General features: G+C 64.8%; 16 protein-coding genes. 7 read left to right on the forward strand and 9 right to left on the reverse strand.

The annotated features are described in order from the left end of the window. Nucleotides 1-133: 133 nt before the first annotated feature. Both ureG and HL666_RS24620 read left to right on the forward strand, forming a co-directional pair. Nucleotides 134-757, forward strand: coding sequence for an urease accessory protein UreG (gene ureG / locus HL666_RS24615; protein WP_172110069.1), 624 nt, complete (start codon nt 134-136; stop codon nt 755-757). A 443-nt stretch (nt 758-1200) separates the two neighbouring features. Then, nucleotides 1201-2856 carry a CHASE domain-containing protein gene (locus HL666_RS24620; RefSeq protein ID WP_172184087.1) on the forward strand — a complete coding sequence of 552 codons (1656 nt, stop codon included), beginning with the start codon at nt 1201-1203 and terminating at the stop codon, nt 2854-2856. A gap of 111 nt (nt 2857-2967) precedes the next feature. Here HL666_RS24620 and HL666_RS24625 read toward each other — a convergent pair whose 3' ends face one another. Further along, nucleotides 2968-3516: a sigma-70 family RNA polymerase sigma factor gene (locus tag HL666_RS24625; protein ID WP_006612137.1), complete on the reverse strand. Its 549-nt coding sequence runs from the start codon at nt 3514-3516 to the stop codon at nt 2968-2970. After that, a complete protein-coding gene (locus tag HL666_RS24630; protein ID WP_172110067.1) occupies nt 3517-3753 on the reverse strand; it encodes a NepR family anti-sigma factor in 237 nt (78 codons plus the stop codon). A gap of 197 nt (nt 3754-3950) precedes the next feature. Here HL666_RS24630 and HL666_RS24635 point away from each other — a divergent pair, with 197 nt between their 5' ends. Beyond that, nucleotides 3951-4754 carry a response regulator gene (locus HL666_RS24635; protein ID WP_172110561.1) on the forward strand — a complete coding sequence of 268 codons (804 nt, stop codon included), beginning with the start codon at nt 3951-3953 and terminating at the stop codon, nt 4752-4754. 97 nt (nt 4755-4851) lie between these two features. On the opposite strand, the gene HL666_RS24640 is transcribed toward HL666_RS24635, so the two are convergent. Then, the gene (locus HL666_RS24640; protein WP_246741620.1) at nt 4852-5283 is read right to left on the reverse strand and encodes an energy transducer TonB family protein; all 432 of its coding nucleotides are present in this window, start codon (nt 5281-5283) and stop codon (nt 4852-4854) included. 354 nt (nt 5284-5637) lie between these two features. Between HL666_RS24640 and HL666_RS24645 the strand changes: the two genes are divergently transcribed. After that, the gene (locus tag HL666_RS24645; RefSeq protein ID WP_172110066.1) at nt 5638-6078 is read left to right on the forward strand and encodes a hypothetical protein; all 441 of its coding nucleotides are present in this window, start codon (nt 5638-5640) and stop codon (nt 6076-6078) included. A gap of 85 nt (nt 6079-6163) precedes the next feature. On the opposite strand, the gene HL666_RS24650 is transcribed toward HL666_RS24645, so the two are convergent. The 3 genes from HL666_RS24650 to HL666_RS24660 all read right to left on the reverse strand — a co-directional run bounded on the left by HL666_RS24650 (nt 6164) and on the right by HL666_RS24660 (nt 8283). Further along, nucleotides 6164-6607 carry a hypothetical protein gene (locus HL666_RS24650; protein ID WP_172184091.1) on the reverse strand — a complete coding sequence of 148 codons (444 nt, stop codon included), beginning with the start codon at nt 6605-6607 and terminating at the stop codon, nt 6164-6166. A gap of 104 nt (nt 6608-6711) precedes the next feature. Beyond that, nucleotides 6712-7083 (reverse strand): ElaB/YgaM/YqjD family protein, encoded by a 372-nt coding sequence (locus HL666_RS24655; protein ID WP_172110064.1) that lies wholly within the window; start codon nt 7081-7083, stop codon nt 6712-6714. Between the two features lie 81 nt (nt 7084-7164). Next, nucleotides 7165-8283: an AI-2E family transporter gene (locus HL666_RS24660; RefSeq protein ID WP_172110063.1), complete on the reverse strand. Its 1119-nt coding sequence runs from the start codon at nt 8281-8283 to the stop codon at nt 7165-7167. A gap of 222 nt (nt 8284-8505) precedes the next feature. Here HL666_RS24660 and HL666_RS24665 point away from each other — a divergent pair, with 222 nt between their 5' ends. Both HL666_RS24665 and HL666_RS24670 read left to right on the forward strand, forming a co-directional pair. Continuing rightward, the gene (locus tag HL666_RS24665; RefSeq protein ID WP_172110062.1) at nt 8506-9252 is read left to right on the forward strand and encodes a L,D-transpeptidase; all 747 of its coding nucleotides are present in this window, start codon (nt 8506-8508) and stop codon (nt 9250-9252) included. 15 nt (nt 9253-9267) lie between these two features. Next, nucleotides 9268-9927, forward strand: coding sequence for a DUF2865 domain-containing protein (locus HL666_RS24670; RefSeq protein WP_172184093.1), 660 nt, complete (start codon nt 9268-9270; stop codon nt 9925-9927). Between the two features lie 13 nt (nt 9928-9940). Here the strand turns inward: HL666_RS24670 and HL666_RS24675 are convergent, their stop codons facing one another. After that, on the reverse strand, nt 9941-12034 hold the full coding sequence (locus HL666_RS24675) for a methyl-accepting chemotaxis protein (RefSeq protein ID WP_172184095.1): 2094 nt from the start codon (nt 12032-12034) through the stop codon (nt 9941-9943). A gap of 75 nt (nt 12035-12109) precedes the next feature. Further along, nucleotides 12110-14203, reverse strand: coding sequence for a methyl-accepting chemotaxis protein (locus tag HL666_RS24680; protein WP_172184096.1), 2094 nt, complete (start codon nt 14201-14203; stop codon nt 12110-12112). Between the two features lie 186 nt (nt 14204-14389). Between HL666_RS24680 and HL666_RS24685 the strand changes: the two genes are divergently transcribed. After that, nucleotides 14390-14545 carry a Thivi_2564 family membrane protein gene (locus HL666_RS24685; RefSeq protein ID WP_172110058.1) on the forward strand — a complete coding sequence of 52 codons (156 nt, stop codon included), beginning with the start codon at nt 14390-14392 and terminating at the stop codon, nt 14543-14545. 65 nt (nt 14546-14610) lie between these two features. Here HL666_RS24685 and HL666_RS24690 read toward each other — a convergent pair whose 3' ends face one another. After that, nucleotides 14611-16773 (reverse strand): malate synthase G, encoded by a 2163-nt coding sequence (locus HL666_RS24690; RefSeq protein WP_172134440.1) that lies wholly within the window; start codon nt 16771-16773, stop codon nt 14611-14613. Nucleotides 16774-17412 lie beyond the last annotated feature (639 nt).

Here is a 17412-nt window from a genome sequence, read left to right on the forward strand (position 1 = left end):
ATCGTTCGCTGCAAATTCGGGCCGAGTCCTGTGAATCGCGGCGGTTCCGCAAATCCGTCACCACGGCCGCACAGCGGCTGGTTCGGCAATCATGGCTGCGCGCCGTTGCGCGTACGACAGAAGGATCTATGACATGGCATCGTCTCACGGTCCGCTTCGCGTCGGCGTCGGTGGTCCGGTCGGCTCGGGCAAGACCGCGCTGATGGACCTTCTGTGCAAGTCGATGCGCGAGCGATACGACATCGCCGCGATCACCAATGACATCTACACCAAGTGGGATGCGGAATATCTCGTCCGCTCCGGTTCGCTGACCCCGGATCGCATCGCCGGTGTCGAGACGGGCGGCTGTCCGCACACCGCGATCCGCGAGGATGCATCGATGAACCTCGCGGCCGTGGCCGACATGCGCGCGAAGTTTCCCGGGCTCGATCTGGTGCTCATCGAATCAGGCGGAGACAATCTCGCCGCAACCTTCTCGCCGGAACTGGCGGACATTACGATCTATGTGATCGACGTGGCGGCCGGCGACAAGATCCCTTCGAAGGGCGGTCCAGGCATTACCCGCTCCGACCTGCTGGTGATCAACAAGATCGACCTCGCGCCCCATGTCGGCGCTTCTCTCGAGAAGATGGAGACCGATGCCAAGCGCATGCGCGGCGAGCGCCCTTTCGTGATGACCAACCTCAAGAAGAGCCAGGGACTCGACAGGATCATCGGCTTCATCGAGGCGAAGGGGGGACTGACGCCGTCAGCCTGAGCGAATGATCCGCGCAGGACCGTCCATCGTTGCCAAAGGAACGTCGCAGAGTTTGTTGCAAAACGTTGTAATATGTTTTCCGAGCTCTCATCGCGGAAACGGATCGCACGCCCAAGGCTTTGACTTAGGCACGGCTTTTGAATTGACCTCGGCGAGGAGAACTCGCGAATAAGGGCGGCGAAGGCCGACACCGAAGCGCCGGTGTAGTAGACGCAAAAAAGCCTCAACAAGCCGGAACAACTTGGGCTCCCGGATGTTGCCTCGACCCGGGGTGCGCCTTGCCAAGGGTGCATGAACGGCTCATGGATGGCCGGTATCCTGGGATTTCCGCCGAGATCCGATCACTTTCGCTCGCCCCGAAGGCGCGCGTTACTTGAGTAGCAGGCCCGGTTATTGGATGACTCGTTTCCTCCTTCGCCAACCCTTGACCTTAGAGTGAACGAGTGCTGCGGCTGGGTGTCATCATCGGTGTGATTGCGCTGCTCGGGTCGGCGTTGTCCGGTTTGGCTGCGTATCGCGTTCACGACCAGGAACTGGCGCTCGACCGCATCGCTCTGGCGCGTGCCATCGACGTCCATGCCAGCCTGGTCCAGGACCGCCTGACCGAGCGCGAGCTGCTGGCCCGGGTGGCCTCGGGCCTGTTCAGGGCGCCGTCCGTGATCAAGGCCAACATGCTGGAGCCGCTGCGCTCGTCGATCTACGCCTTCAAGACCGATTTCGTGGTCGCGTCCTGGATCGCGCGGCTGCGCCCGGACGAGCTTACCGTCGCAGAAGCGGAGCTGCGTCAGGCCGGATTTCCGAACCCGACCATCCGCAATTTCGACGATACCCCGCTCGGCCCCAACGTCGATCGCCCGATCGACGTGCTGATGGATCTCGAGCCACGCAATTCCGAGACCTCGAAGCTTCCCGGCATGGCACTCGACCGGCAGCCCATCGTCGGGCCGATGCTGGCGCGGGCGATGGCGGAGGGCAAGCCGGTGGCCTCCGACCCCACACCGCTGTTGCGCCCCGATGGTCCCGTCGGGATCGTCCTGGCGGCTCCGGTGGTCCCGCAGGGGGCGACCGCCCCGGCGGGCTTCGTGACCTTTTCCTACGAGATCGGGCCGCTGCTCCTGACCAATGACGACCTGTCCTTGTTCTCGGTCGCGTTGAAGGACCCGCGCAATGCCTCGGACGAGCTGGTCGCGAACGATCAGGGGGCGGTCAGCAGCCGGACCCGCGGACCGGACGATCCGGTGCCGTCGTCGACGCGCACCGTGACCTTCGGCAATCACGACTGGTCGCTGGTTTACTACGCCAAAAGCAACTCCGTGCGCCGGGCCCAGCAGACGGCAGCCATCGTCGGTGTGATCGGGCTCGCACTGACCGGCATCATCTGCGGCCTGTTCGGCTATGTCGCCTACAACAATCTGCGGCTCAGCCGTGAAATTCAGGTGCGGATCGGCTTCGAACGGCGGTTGACGGCGGTCATCGACGAGCTGAATCACCGGGTCAAGAACATCCTGGCGGTGATCCAGTCGATCGTGACCCGCACGCTGCGTCATGGCAGCGACATCGACGTGGCCCGCGAGCTTCTGATCGGTCGCATCCATGCGATGTCGAACGTGGTCACCTTGCTGAGCGAGAGCCAATGGCAGGGCGTCCAGCTGCGCGGCCTGTTCGAAGCCCGGGCCATTCCGCATGCCGAGCGGATCGCGGTCACCGGACCCGACATCACCGTCAGCGCGCGCGCCGCGCAGAGCCTGTCGCTGCTGTTCTTCGAACTCGCCTCGCATTCCGACGAGGGACTTTCACTGGTCGGCAAGCACCCGCATATCACCGCGAAGTGGGAGGTGACGGGCGAGGAGCCGAATGCCGTGTTCCATTTCCGCTGGGAGGAGTGCAACACCAGCGAGGCAACGCGGCGGCCGGACAGTGATTTCGGCCTGATCCTGCTCGATCGGGTTGCGCCCGAGGCGCTCGGCGGCACGTCGAAGCGGTTCTTCACCGAGGCGAGCTACGTCTACGAGCTGACTGCGCCGATGCACACGGTGATCGACATGACCGAGCGCGATCGCACCGAGCAGTTTTCCGCGCCGGTGCATCCCCCGCGTTGATCGCCGCCGTGCCTTTCAGGCGGAGCAGGAGACCAAATTCGCGAAACGACGAAAGAGGCGGCCCCGTTCGAGAGCCGCCTCTTCGTGTTCTGCTCAACACTGCGTCGGCGATCAGCCGCCGCTGCCGCCGATCACGGCCCGCACGGTCTCGTCGGGGCCGAAATCCTCGGCGCCTTCGACATAGAGCAGGGCCGCAAGCTTCGAGCGCGCGCGGTTCACGCGGCTCTTGATCGTACCGACGGCGCAGCCGCAGATCGCTGCCGCATCCTCGTAGGAGAAGCCGGAAGCCCCGACCAGGATCAGCGCTTCGCGTTGGTCCTGAGGCAGCTTTTCCAGTGCTGCGCGAAACTCCTCGAACTCGAGGTGAGCGCCCTGTGAGGGATGCGTCTTGAGCGTCTTGGCATAGTTGCCCTCGGCATCTTCAACTTCGCGCCGCCGTTTTCGGTAGTCGGAACGGAACAGGTTGCGCAAAATCGTAAACAACCACGCGGGCAGATTCGAACCCGGTTGAAACGAGTCGATGTTGGCCAGCGCCCGGAGCAGGGTTTCCTGCACCAGGTCGTCGGCGCGATCGCTATTACCGCTCAAGGAAATCGCGAATGCACGGAGGCTTGGGACGGCCGCAAGGATATCGTCCCGCAAAGAATCAGTGAGAGGCATTCACTCCCTCCCGTCGTTCTGGTCGGTGGATCCCCCGCCGTTCTCTACGTGGGACTGTGCTGCCGGACCATCAAGCTTGCGGATCAGATCCGTGAAGCGGTCCGGAACCCCCTGACGAACGACATCGTCGTACATCGCGCGGAGTTGATGACCGATCCTGGATTGAATCTCCGCGTTGAGTCCGCCGGGCTTGCGCGGTGCCGCATTCTTGCTGGCTTGAGACTTTACATCTTTCATGACCTTTTCCACGTTTCCCCGAGAGTTAAGTCCCTGAAGCTTCAAGAATTATCCTCGCCATCGAGGGGGTCTGATCGGGAACTAATGCAACCGGGCGTTAAAAGTTCCACGCGTTTGGGGAACTTTTGTTCGTTTCAGGCGTAATCAGCTCATCACGGAACCCGGGCGGGAAGCCCAGAATACCGAATGGAGTGGGGATGAGCCGATCACAGCTAGTTGCTGAACATTTGCCGCTGTTGCGCCGGTATGCGCGTGCCCTCACGGGCAGTCAGGGTTCAGGAGACGCTTACGTCGGCGCGATGCTGGAGGCTCTGATCCAGGATCCGGCCTTGCTGGACGAGCGTTACGGTCCCCGCGCAGGCCTGTTCCGGCTGTTTACCCAGATCTGGAACTCGGTCGCACTCAACGACGACGCCGAAGTGGCGACGTTGCCAATGCCACCCGAGCGCCGGCTATCCAATATCACTCCACTCCCCCGCCAGGCGTTCCTGCTGCTCTCCCTGGAGGGGTTTCCGGAAGAGGAGGTGTCGTTCATTCTCGACATCGACGTCGCCGAGACCCGCCGGCTGGCCGACGCCGCCGGCCGGGAGCTGGCAGCTGAGATCGCGACCGACGTGCTCATCATCGAGGATGAGACATTCATCGCAATGGACCTTGAAAGCCTGGTGAAGAATCTCGGTCACAACGTGATCGGCGTCGCACGCACCCATTCGGATGCGGTCGCGCTGGCGAAGAATAAGAAGCCCGGTCTCATCCTCGCCGACATCCAGCTCGCCGACGGCTCGTCCGGCCTCGATGCCGTCAACGAGCTCCTGCGAACGTTCGAGGTTCCCGTCGTCTTCATCACCGCCTACCCCGAGCGGTTCCTCACCGGTGAGCGGCCGGAGCCGGCGTTCCTGATCTCGAAGCCGTTCCAGCCTGCCATGGTCTCGGCTGTTGCCAGCCAGGCGCTGTTCTTCCAGCGCAACTCGCGCAACAGGATGCCGAAGCCGGCGGCCTAATCGTTGCAGCCCGATAGCGGATTTGAGGCTAGACTATCTTCGGCGCGCTTTTCGGAGCGCGCCGTTTTTGTTGCGACGCATTGCCGTAAGAGGTCGATCAGCATCCTCGGCAAACGCCCTTCAATCTCGCCCTCAGTGCGGCGTCGTCTGGTCCGATGTCCTCGATGAGGTTCGACTTCGGTCTTGGCGGGAAGACGATGGGTACGCGCAGCGTCAAGGTGTCTTCGCCCACATCGGGTGGTGGGGGAGGAAATGGCTGAGCCCGTTCGACGATCGCCAGCGCCTCCTTGTCGAGGGCCGGGTCACCAGCGCTTTCGGCAAGCGCTGCAGAGAGCAGATGTCCGGAGCGGTCGATGTGGAAGACGACTCTCGCGGTCCCGCCCTGGCCCGTGGCCTGAGGCGGATAGCGCCGCTGCGCCGTCAGCTTGACGCTGAGGCTCTTGATCCAGACGTCCTTGGTGCCCTCTGCCGCAGCGATCCCGGGTACGATCATCGCAATTGCCAGCGCTGTGCCGGCTCCCCGCAACATGCTCATCTATCCCACCCGATACACAAAAGGGTGCGTCAGCGCCCCATGACACGCAGGCAAGCATAGGACGTCGAACAAGCGGGTTGGAACAGCGGTTTCGGCCGTGCGACCGAAAAGATGCGGGGCACCGCCGGCATCACCACGGCGGTGCCCCGCGTCGCCGGTCAATGGGGCAGGGGGAATAACCGGCTGCCTTGATGACGCACGACCCCTGAAGTCGTTCCTGGAAGCGCCGAATATTTTCGCCGGTCGGACCTGTTAAGACACGGTTAAGTGATTTGCCCGTCCGAGAACCCACCCCGTGCGACTAACGTTGGAAATGCCGATCGCCTGCAGGCGAGGGGAGCAGAGACAATGTCGCAGACAGGTAAAGTTGTCATTCTGGGCACACTCGCAGCGTCCGGCTTGCTCGTTGGTGCGATGCAATTTGCCTCGGGGCATGATCTTGCCTCTGGACTTCCTGTGCAGGCCGCGAGCCAGCCCCAGACGGCGTCGGTCGTGGACAATGTGAACCGGGCGAACAAGACTGATCGGGCTGCTGCACTGGTGGATTCCACCCGCACGCAAACCGTTTCCATCAAGCTTGCAGCGTTCGCAGATACCTCGTTCCTGCTGCGCTTGCCACTCACCGGCGCGGCGACGCCCGGCCGCCAGGTAGCGCCCCCGCAGGGATCTCAGATCATCACCACCGAGACCGAAAGACGGGAAGCAAAGCGCCCGGTCGCCTGTGAGCCGTCCGTCTCCGTGCTCACGGAAATCGCCAAGCGATTGCAGCCGGGCCGCTGCATCACCTGAAACATGGTCCACCGTCGTCAACTCGGCTGACGACGGCACCACGACGTGATCTTGCACAAGGTGCTTTCCGGCAACTCACCGCGCGTTACTCGGCCGGCTCCGCCTCGTTCGCCATCTGGCTGCGGACCAGGAGGCCAAGCGCCAAGCCTCCCACAGCGAGAAGGGGAACAAGCCGTTTGACCCCGATCATGCGTACGACCTGCAGGCCGCTGGCGAGCAGCATCGGATCAGCGAGAAGCGACTGAGCCGCAGATCGTGCCGCCTCCGCCGGCCGCGGCGCATGCTTTGCAACCGTGCGCTTGCGCGCCATGTAGCTGATTGCAGCAATCAACGTCACGACGAAGAAGATCGCCGCTCCCGTCAGGCAGGCTGCGACGAGGCCGTAGCGTTCGAGCACCGCGACGAACGCCGCCGCGCACAGGAAGCAGGTGGTAATGAACAGTCCGACTGCGGCCGCCAACGCAAGAGAAGTCAGCCTGACGGTGTGTCCGGTCGATTCCTTGACCTCTGCGATCATGCGATGAAGCATGTGACTTCTCCCTCGTCTCTCGATGGCTGGCCGATAAACTCGAATCGGCGCCGCGAGCGGCGCCGATTGATTCGTTCGGAGGTGGCGTCGCGGGGTTGCGCAGCCTAGCGTTTCCAGGTCACGCCGATCAGGAAGCCGAGACCGAGCGCAAGTCCGACGGTCGCGAGCGGCCGTTGTGAGATCACGTCCTCCAGCCGCTCTTCGAGAGAGTTTGCCGCATCCTGGGCCGCGCCCAGCATGGCGCCGCCGCGCTCGGACATGTCGTCGAACGTCTGGTCCATGTTCTCGCGCGCCTGGCGATAGCCGCTGCGGGCCTGCTTGCCGGCCTGACCCGCGAAGGCGTTGAGGGCGTCGGTGATCTGTTCGGTGAGGGCTGCGATATCGTTCTTCACGGCGTGGACATCCTTCTGCAGGCGTTCATAGTTCGCTTTGTCGGCGAGATCTTTCAACGCGGTCTCACCATTGGTCGATGGCATGGGAGGCTCCCGGAGCAAGCTGGTGTGCGGACTTTCGGCAAACGCATCGTTTCGGCCGAAGTTCCCGGTGCCGAAACCGAATCAGTCCGCAGGCAGTTGCGGCGAATCGTCCGGCAGCAGGTGCTCCTTGACGATGAGCCCGACGATCAGCAGCGGTGACGCGAGAAAGGCGCCCATCGGTCCCCATAGCCATGTCCAGAACGCCAATGCAATGAAGACGGCGAGGGCATTGAGGGCGAGGCGCCTGCCGATGATGGTGGGCGTGACGAAGTGGCCCTCCATGAAGGTGATGACGGCGAAGATGAGCGGGGCGACCATGCCGCCGCTCAGGGTCGGGAATGCGATGACGCCCACCACGACCAGCACCGCGAACATCGCGATCGGGCCGATGATCGGGATGAAGTTCAGCGTCGCCGCCAGCGCGCCGAGGCCGGCCGGATTCGGCATGCCTGCGATCGCGCAGGCGAGCCCGGCCGCAATGCCGACCCCGGTGTTGATGAGCGTGACCGTCAGCAGGTAGTTGCCGAGGTGCAGCTCGAGCTCGTTGAGGATTCGCAGCGTCCGCAGCCGGGCCTCGTGATCGGCGAAGGTCATGATCAGCGTCCTGCGCAGATCGCGCCAGCTCGCGATGAACAGAACCAGTGTGGCGAAGAACAGCAGGAATTCGGTGAAGGTCGGCGACAGGAATTCGATCGTCGGCTGCACCCAGTCGAACTTCGGCAGCTCCAGGCTGGTCGCGACCTGCGAGCTTCCGCCACCGATCGCGGCCTGCATCTCGTGCCACAGCGCCAGCGGCCGATCGAATACGTGCAGCTTCGCCTTGAGCGTTGCGGCAAGCTCGGGAAGGCGGTTGGTCCAGTCGAGCACCGGTGCCGAGATCAGGCCGATGATGAAGGCGAGCCCGGCCGCTACGGCGATCACGATCACCACGGCCCCCACGCCGCGGGGCACCCGATGGCGCTCGAGAAAATTGGCGGCGGGCGACAGCATGGTGCCGACGACGAACGCCATGACGATCGGCAGAAAGAATCCTCGGGCGACATAGAGGACACCGGTCACGCAGATCGCGGTGACGATGACGAGCGCGACGGCGACGACCTCCGCCCGTTTGATCACCGGAGGCAGATCATGGCGGCTTTCGTTCAGGGCAGAGCCGTCCTTGCCGCTGGCGAGCAGCCGCTCGGTGGGAAGTACATGCACCATGATTGCCCGATGGACCCGTTCGCGCGCGCCTCGCGTGATGACGTTCTACATTCGCTCAACCGTCGAAGGGGCGTGGGGTTCCGTCGCGAGAACGTGAGAGCTGCCGCGCTTGACTGACGCAGCGCGACCACATCGCGGCCGGAACTGCGGCGGCCCATCTCGCGTTTGTTGAGGCAATTGCGCATCGCATTCGCGGTGCTGGTCTATAGGGGGCATCCCATGACAAACCTCGTTTCCGGTCAACGCTGCCGCGCGCGGCGAACCGCATCGACGATCGCCATCGCCGCCGCGCTCCTGCTGGCACCGGGTATGACCGCCTCTCACGCGCAGAGCCTCGGCTATGCGCCGGTCGAGCAGCAGATGTTTCCGCCGGACGACCAGACTGCGCCTGCGGCCAGCCAGGATGAGGACAGCCTGCTGCCTGATCGGCTGCGCCGCACGATCGTCACGCTCGACACCCGCGAGGCGCCCGGCACGATCATCATCGATACGGCCAACACCTATCTCTACTACGTGCTCGGCGGCGGCCGTGCGTTGCGCTATGGCGTCGGCGTCGGGCGCGAAGGCTTCACCTGGTCGGGCGTGCAGACGGTCTCGCGCAAGGCGGAATGGCCGGACTGGCATCCGCCGGCCCAGATGATCGCGCGTCAGCCCTATCTGCCGCGCTTCATGGCCGGCGGTCCGGGCAATCCGCTCGGAGCCCGCGCGATGTATCTCGGCTCGAGCGAATATCGCATCCATGGCACCAACGATCCGACGACGATCGGCAGGTTCGTGTCCTCCGGCTGCATCCGCCTGACCAACGAGGATGTCTCGGACCTGTTCAGCCGCGTGCAGGTCGGCACCAAGGTCGTGGTGCTGCCGAAGAATGCGTCGCTGCAGGCAAGCGCCGGTCGCGTGCCGCGCGTGACGTCGTTGCCCTCCGGCCGGCAGGCGATGTCGCTGCCGGTGGCCGCCGTCAACTGATCTAGGAGTGCGTTCATGACCAGCCGAAGGGCCCTTGCAATCATCTCGCTCGCGACCGTGGTCGGCGCGGGTGCGCTGGCTGCGCCGAGCGCCGCCCGTGCGCAGGATTTCTTCTCCGCGCTGTTCGGCGGCTTCCACGCGCGGCCGGCGCCGCAGCCCTATATCCGCATGCCGTTCGCCGATGAGGCGCCGCCGGCGCCACGCCCGGCGCCGCGGGGAGATGTCACGTACCGCGGCGGCAGCAGCAGCGTCGCCTGGTGCGTACGCACCTGTGATGGCCGCTACTTCCCGCTCGGCGCCACCGGCGACCAGAGCAAGGAGGCGACGTGCAACAGCTTCTGCCCGGCGTCCAAGACCGAGGTCGTGTATGGCAGCACGATCGATAGCGCCGAGACTGACGGCGGCAGGCCGTATTCGGCACTGCCCAACGCGTTCAAGTATCGGACCGAGGTGCTCGACGGCTGCACCTGCAACGGCAAGGACCATTTCGGCCTTGCCAAAGTGTCGATCGACAACGACCCGACCCTGCGCAAGGGCGACGTCGTTGCCAGCGAGGACGGCCTGAAGGTCGCCAACCGGAGCGCGGGCCGCAAGAGCGCCGAGCTCAACTTCTCGCCGGCGCCGGCGGCGCTGCGCGCCAAATATGAGCGCGCGCCGGTCATGGCATCGGACTGAGCACGGCGCGGCATCAGGCCGCGCGGATCTTGCCGAGGAAGTCCGTGACCTGATGGCCGAGACTCCTGCTCTGGTGCTCCAGCGTCTCCGAGGCGTTGCGCACGTTCTCCGCCGCGGCCGCAGCCGCATCCGCGTCCGACTTCACCCCGGTGATGTTGTCGGACACGTTCTTGGTGCCGTCGGCGGCAAACTGCGTGCTGCGCGAAATCTCCTGCGTGGCTGCGCCCTGCTCCTGCACGGCGGCGGCAATGGCGGTTGCGACCTCGTTGACCTCGCCGATGATGCCGCCGATGCGCTGGATGGCGTCGATCGCATCGTTGGCGACCCGCTGGATGTCGGCGATCTGCTCCGAGATCTCATCGGTCGCCTTCGCGGTCTGGCTTGCCAATGTTTTCACCTCAGAGGCGACGACGGCAAAACCCTTGCCGGCCTCGCCGGCGCGCGCGGCTTCGATGGTCGCATTCAGCGCCAGAAGGTTGGTCTGCGAAGCGATGCTGTTGATCAGGCCGACGACCTCGCCGATGCGGTTGGCCGATTGCGACAGGCCCTGCACGGTGCCATCCGTCATGCGCGCCTGCTCGACGGCGCGGCTGGCGATCCCCGCCGCATGCGAGGCCTGCTTGGAGATGTCGGCGATCGAGGCGTTCAGCTCCTCCGCAGCGGACGCGACGGTCTGCACGCTCATCGACGCGTCATTCGAGGCCTTCGAGGCCACCTCGGCGCGGGCATTGGTCTGCCGGGACACGTTGGTCAGGCCCGCCGACGTCGCCTGCATGTCGGTCGAAGCCCGGCCGAGCTGCTCCAGGGACGCGCCGACGAGGCCTTCGAACTCGGCCACATAGGCTTCGATCGCGCGCTGGCGCGCGGCCGTGGCGGCATTGCGCTCGCGCTCCTGAGCCTCGATCGCAAGCTTGTCCTGCGCCTGCTGCTTGAACGTCTCGAGCGCACGGGCCAACGCGCCGATCTCGTCCTGGCGCTGGATGTAGCCGGTGTTGACGGCGAGATCGCCCGAGGCCACTTTCAGCATTGCATCGCGCATCGTGTGGAGCGGGACGATCACGTGCCCGCTGATAGCCATGATGGCGCCGGTTGCGGCGATGATGGCCAGAATGAGCAGCGCGGACTGCAGCAGTAGCGAGCGCAGAGCGGCGGCATTCTGGGCGCTGGCCTGCTGTTTCGCTGCATCGAGCGCGGCATCCGCGACGGTGATCGCCGTGGCCATGCGCCCCACCGCGAGCGGGCTCCATTGCGTGGTCGTGATCTCCGGCTTCTCGCCCTTGACGACCGCAGCAACGAGCCGGTCTGCGAGCCCCGTATACTGCGGCTCGAAATAGGCGGTCTGCGCCGCCTTGAGTGCCGTCGAGAGGGCCGGCGGCAGCTCCATGCCGCTCGTCGAGAGCTGCAGCGCCGTCCAGCTCGCCTCGGCTCCACCCATGAGCTTGGTATAGGCGAGCTGGTTCTCGGGCGAGATGCTGCCGGAATTGATGGCGTTGCCGACGATCGACGACGCCTCGCCCGCGACGCTGCGCAGCAGCCAGGCGAACTGCTTGATCGACAGCAACTGGTCGATGGCCGCATCCTGATGATTGACGCTGGTGACCAGCGCCGTGCTGATCTTGTCGAGTGTCGTCAGCAGCGCGCTGACCGTCTGCACATAATTATCTGCGAGCGCCAGGCGACGCTGGGATTTCGGCTTGGCGACTTCGCTCCAGAACTCGGTTTGATAGCCAATAAGCGCTTTCTCGAGCCGCTCGAGCTCCGGGATGAGGGATTGGCTCTGCGCGAATTCGATCGTCGGCAGCAGCTCGCGGGCGCGCGCCAGCGCGGGCATTTCGGTGTCGCGCAGTGAGCGCACATATTTTTCGGCTGCCGGCTCCATCGCCTGTTCGGCATTGATCGCGCGGGGCGTGGTCGACCGGTCGCTGCGCAGGTTGGTCATCGCCGTGAACAGGAATGCCGAGGCGTCGGTGACCTTGAGGATGTTGCCGGTGACCTGCAGCCGCCGCCATGACTCCCACGAATTCCAGGCGAAGGTGCCGATGATGATCAGCGCGGCAATGGTGATGACGGTCTTCAGGATCGCGGCGACGGTGAAGCGACTAAGCATGGGTCTCTCGAACTCTCCGGGTCTTCCGGTGTGCTAGGTGGTAACAAGTTAAATCCGAGTGATCTCCACAAGTCGTCAGGCCGCCCGAATCTTGCCCAGGAAGTCCGTGACCTGATGGCCGAGGCTCCTGCTCTGGTGCTCCAGCGTCTCCGACGCATGCCGCACGTTCTCCGCCGCAGCCGCTGCCGCGTCGGCATCCGACTTCACGCCGGTGATGTTGTCGGAGACGTTCTTGGTGCCGTCGGCCGCGAACTGGGTGCTGCGTGAAATCTCCTGGGTCGCCGCGCCCTGCTCCTGCACAGCCGCGGCGATCGCGGTGGCCACCTCGTTGACCTCGCCGATGATGCCGCCGATGCGCTGGATGGCGTCGATCGCGTCGTTGGCGACGCGCTGAATGTCGGAGATCTGCTCGGAGATTTCGTCAGTGGCCTTGGCGGTCTGGCTCGCCAGTGTCTTGACCTCGGAGGCCACCACCGCAAAGCCCTTGCCGGCCTCGCCGGCGCGCGCCGCCTCGATGGTCGCGTTGAGCGCCAGCAGGTTGGTCTGCGAGGCGATGCTGTTGATCAGTCCGACCACCTCGCCAATGCGGTTCGCCGACTGCGACAGGCCCTGCACCGTGCCATCGGTCATGCGCGCCTGCTCGACGGCACGGCTGGCGATCCCCGCGGCATGGGAGGCCTGCTTGCTGATATCGGCGATCGAGGCGTTGAGCTGCTCCGCGGCGGAGGCGACCGTCTGCACGCTCATGGAGGCGTCGTTCGAGGCCTTCTCGGCGACCTCGGCGCGGGCGTTGGTCTGCCGCGACACGTTGGTCAGGCTGGCCGACGTCGCCTGCATGTCGGTGGAGGCCCGGCCCAGCTGGTCGAGCGATTTGCGGACCAGTCCCTCGAACTCGGCGACATAGGCTTCGATCGCGCGCTGGCGCGTCGCGGTTGCGGCGTTGCGCTCGCGCTCCTGGGCTTCGATCGCGAGCTTGTCCTGCGCCTGCTGCTTGAATGTCTCGAGCGCATTGGCCAGCGCGCCGATCTCGTCCTGCCGATTGGTGTAGCCGGTGTCGACGCTGAGGTCGCCACCTGCGACCGCGAGCATGGCGTCGCGCATCCGGTGCAGCGGACGGATGACGCGCCCGGTGACGGCAGCCATGGCCGCGCCGCTCAGGACCAGGGCGGTGAGCAGCAGCACAAGCTGAAGGATCAGCGACTCCGTCGCTGCGCTCTGCTGCGCGCTGGAATGCTCCTTGGCGGCGTCGAGCGCCGCCTCGGCCAGGGCGACGGCGCTCGTCATCTTGTTCACCGAAAACGGGCTCCACTGATAGGCGGTCAGCTCCGGCTTCTCGCCCTTCTGCAGCGCGGCCAGCAGGCGCTCGCGCAGGCCGGCATAGTCCGGGGTGAAATAGGCCTTCTCCGTGGTCGACATGGCGGCAGAGAGCGCGGGGGACATCTCCATGCCGGCGGTGGCGAGCTGGACGGCCTTCCATCCGGTCTCGATGCCGCCGACCAGCTTGTTGTAGGCCAGCACCGCGTCCGGGGAGACCTTGCCTGTGGTCAGTCCGTTGCTGACGACCAGCGACGCTTCACCGGCCGTGTTGCGCATCAGCCAGGCCATCTGCTTGATCATCAGCAACTGGTCGACGGTCGCGCTCTGGTGGTTGACGCTGGCGGCAACATTGACCGAGATCTTGTCGAGCAGCGCCAGCAGTGCGTCGAACGTCTCGCCATATTCCTTCGCCAAGCCAGCCCGGCGGGCGGCCTTCGGCTTGACGATCTCGATCCAGAATTCGGCATGCTCGGCCGTGATGGTCTTGTTGAGCCGGTCGAGATCGGCGATCAGGGCCTGCGCTTGCGCAAAAGCGATGCTCTTCAACAGATCGAGGCTGCGGTTCAGCGCCGGCACGTAGATGTCGCGGGCCGAGCGCAGGAACTTCTCGGTGTCGGCATCCATCGCCTGGTCCGCGTTGAGCACCCTGATCGTCGTCGAACGGTCGCTGCGCATGCTGTTCATCGCCTTGAACACGACGCCCGACACCTCCGCCACCCGCGCGATCCGCTGGGCGGATTGCAGCCTGCTCCAGGAGGTCCAGGCGTTGAGCGAAAACAGGGTGATGACGGCAAGGGCGGCCGTGACGATCACCGTCTTCAGCAGTGAGGAGATGGTCAGGCGGTTCAGCATGGCGGTCTCTTGAATCCTTGAAAGCTCAGGGATTTTGCGGGCCAACGGTAAAGATTCGGCCGTCGCTTCGACTCGGTAGAACTACGGGACCAGTGCCTCTCATGCCCAAGTTCCGGGCACGGAACCAACGCTCGACAGGCGGGTTAGGTCGGCAACCGCAGTCCATGCCTTGCAGAGGGGTCGTTCATGCTCATCAGTGCTCTCGTCACGTTCCTCGTCGTCATCCTGATCCTGTATCTGATCAACCTGCTGCCGCTCGACGGCCGGGCCAAGCAGATCTGCCGCGTGATCGTGATCGTGCTGGGCGTGATCTCGCTGCTGCGCTACATCGCGGTGATATGAACTAGCATCATGTTACCTCCTGCAGATCAAAAAAAGCCCCGGCTGATCGCCGGGGCTTTGCAGTGTCAGGCCTGAGCCTTCGCCTCGCGCCGCCGCGCGGTGAGGATGTACTCGGTGTAGCCGTTCGGCTGGGTCCGGCCCTCGAACACCAGGTCGCAGGCCGCCTTGAACGCGACGCCGTCGAACGAGGGCGCCATCGGCTGGTACAGCGGGTCGCCGGCGTTCTGCTTGTCGACGACGACGGCCATGCGCTTCAGCGAATCCATCACCTGGTCCTTGCTGACCACGCCGTGGTGCAGCCAGTTGGCGAGATGCTGGCTGGAGATGCGCAACGTCGCGCGGTCTTCCATCAGGCCGACGTCGTGGATATCGGGCACCTTGGAGCAGCCGACGCCCTGATCGATCCAGCGCACGACATAGCCGAGAATGCCCTGGCAGTTGTTGTCGATCTCCTGGCGGACGTCGTCCGGCGCCCAGTTGGAGTTCGACACCGGGATGGTGAGGATGTCGCCGAGCTTGGCGCGCGGGCCGCCCTTGGTGAGCTCGTCCTGACGGGCGTGCACGTTGACCTGGTGATAGTGCAAAGCGTGCAGCGTGGCCGCGGTCGGCGACGGCACCCATGCGGTGGTGGCGCCGGCCGAGGGGTGACCGATCTTCTGCGCCAGCATGTCGGCCATCTTGTCCGGCGCCGCCCACATGCCCTTGCCGATCTGGGCGTGGCCGGGCAGGCCGTCGATCAGGCCCATGTCGACGTTCCAGTCTTCGTACGCCTTGATCCAGGGCTGCGCCTTCATCTCGTTCTTGCGGATCATCGGACCCGCTTCCATCGAGGTGTGGATCTCGTCGCCGGTGCGGTCGAGGAAGCCGGTGTTGATGAAGACGATGCGCTTGGACGCCTGCTGAATGCAGGCCTTCAGGTTCACCGTGGTGCGGCGCTCCTCGTCCATGATGCCGACCTTCATGGTGTTTTCCGGCAGGCCGAGCAGCTTCTCGACGCGCGCGAACAGCTCCACCGTCAGCGCCACTTCGTCGGGACCGTGCATCTTCGGCTTGACGATGTAGATCGAGCCGGTGCGGCTGTTCTTGGTCTTGGAGTTGCCCTTGAGGTCGTGGATCGCGAGCAGGCCGGTCACGGCGGCGTCGAGGATGCCTTCCGGAATCTCCTCGCCGTCGGCGCCGAGCACGGCGTCGGTGAACATGTGGTGTCCGCAGTTGCGGATCAGCAGCAGGCTGCGGCCATGCAGGGTCAGCGTGCCGCCCGATGGCGTGGTGTAGCTGCGGTCGCTGTTCAGCGCGCGCGTGAGCGTCTTGCCGCCCTTCTCGAAATCGGCGGACAGCGTGCCGTTCATCAGGCCGAGCGTGTTGCGATAGACCAGCACCTTGTCCTCGGCGTCGACGGCGGCAACCGAGTCCTCCATGTCGAGGATGGTCGAGACCGCGGCCTCGAGGATCATGTCGGACACGCCAGCGGGATCGTCCTTGCCGATCACGTGGCTGCGGTCGATCACGACCTCGATGTGCAGGCCGTTGTTGGCGAGCAGGATCACCGACGGCGCCTCGGCCGAACCCTGATAGCCGGCGAATTGTGCGGCGTCCTTGAGCGCTGTGGCGTTGCCGCTCTTGAGCTTGGCCGAGAGCTGGCCGGCGATGACGCTGTAGGCGGTGACGTCGGTGTGGCTGCCGGTGGCGAGCGGCACGGCCGCGTCGAGGAACGCCTTGGCCTTGGCGATCACCTTGTCGCCCCTGGCCTTGTTGTAGCCCTTTCCACCCTCGCTCGGATCATGCGGGATGGCATCGGTGCCGTAGAAGGCGTCGTACAGCGAGCCCCAGCGTGCATTGGCGGCGTTGAGCGCGTAGCGGGCATTGGTCAGCGGCACCACCAGCTGCGGGCCGCAGATCTTGCCGATCTCCTCGTCGACATTGGCGGTCTCGACCTTGTGGGTCGCCGGCTCCGGCAGCAGATAGCCGATCTCCTTCAGGAACGCCGTGTAGGCGCCGAGGTCGAAAGCCTTGCCCTTGTTGGCGAGGTGCCAGGCGTCGATCTTGTCCTGCAGCGTGTCACGGAACGCGAGCAACTCGCGGTTCTTCGGGCCGAGATCGCGCAGGATCGCGGCGACGCCGGCCCAGAACGCGTCCGGATCGATTCCCGTCTTGGGCGCGGCCTCCTTGGCGATGAAGTCGAACAAGACGGGGGCGATCTTCAGTCCATGGGCGTCGATACGGGTCATGATGAGACGTTTCTCTCGAATAGGGGCGACGTTGCGCGTGATCTGGTCAGGCTGAAATGGCCGCCTCCGGGGCAGCTTGTGCAGTGCATTTAGCGCCAAAGCGAGGGCCAAGGAAGGGGGGAGGGGTATCGCAGTTGGTCGGGGGTTGGGGGGGCCTCGCGAGCTTGGGCGCTCCTGGAACAACCCCAGGCCGCCGCATTCGATCCTGTCGCCACCGCCTCCGCTGTCATCACCCGCGAAAGGTCCATCGCTTTGCTGTGGATGTCGCGATCTCCACCACTGTCATCACCCGCGAAAGCGGGTGATCCAGTACGCCGCGGTCTCTCATGGAGCCTCTGGCGTCTTTGGAAAATTGGATCGCCCGGTCAAGCCGGGCGATGACGGCTGTGGGTGGGGAGGCAACGCCCAACCCAGCGAGATCATCGCTCGTGGAGGTCATGGCTCATGCGACTTCGTTCTCGCGGCGCATGATCGCGTCCGAGCTTTACTCTTGCTCGCCCCCCGATCACGAGAGGCGCAGGGAAGGCCGGGTGCTGGCTGCACCCATGGCCCGCCTGCAGAAAAAAAGCAGGCGGCAGTCACCACAGGTACGAGCCGGACATCCGGCCTTCCCTGCGCGATGGATTTACGGTTGCTCCG

Source organism: Bradyrhizobium aeschynomenes (assembly GCF_013178945.1).
In the GTDB taxonomy this organism is placed as follows: Bacteria; Pseudomonadota; Alphaproteobacteria; order Rhizobiales; family Xanthobacteraceae; genus Bradyrhizobium; species Bradyrhizobium aeschynomenes.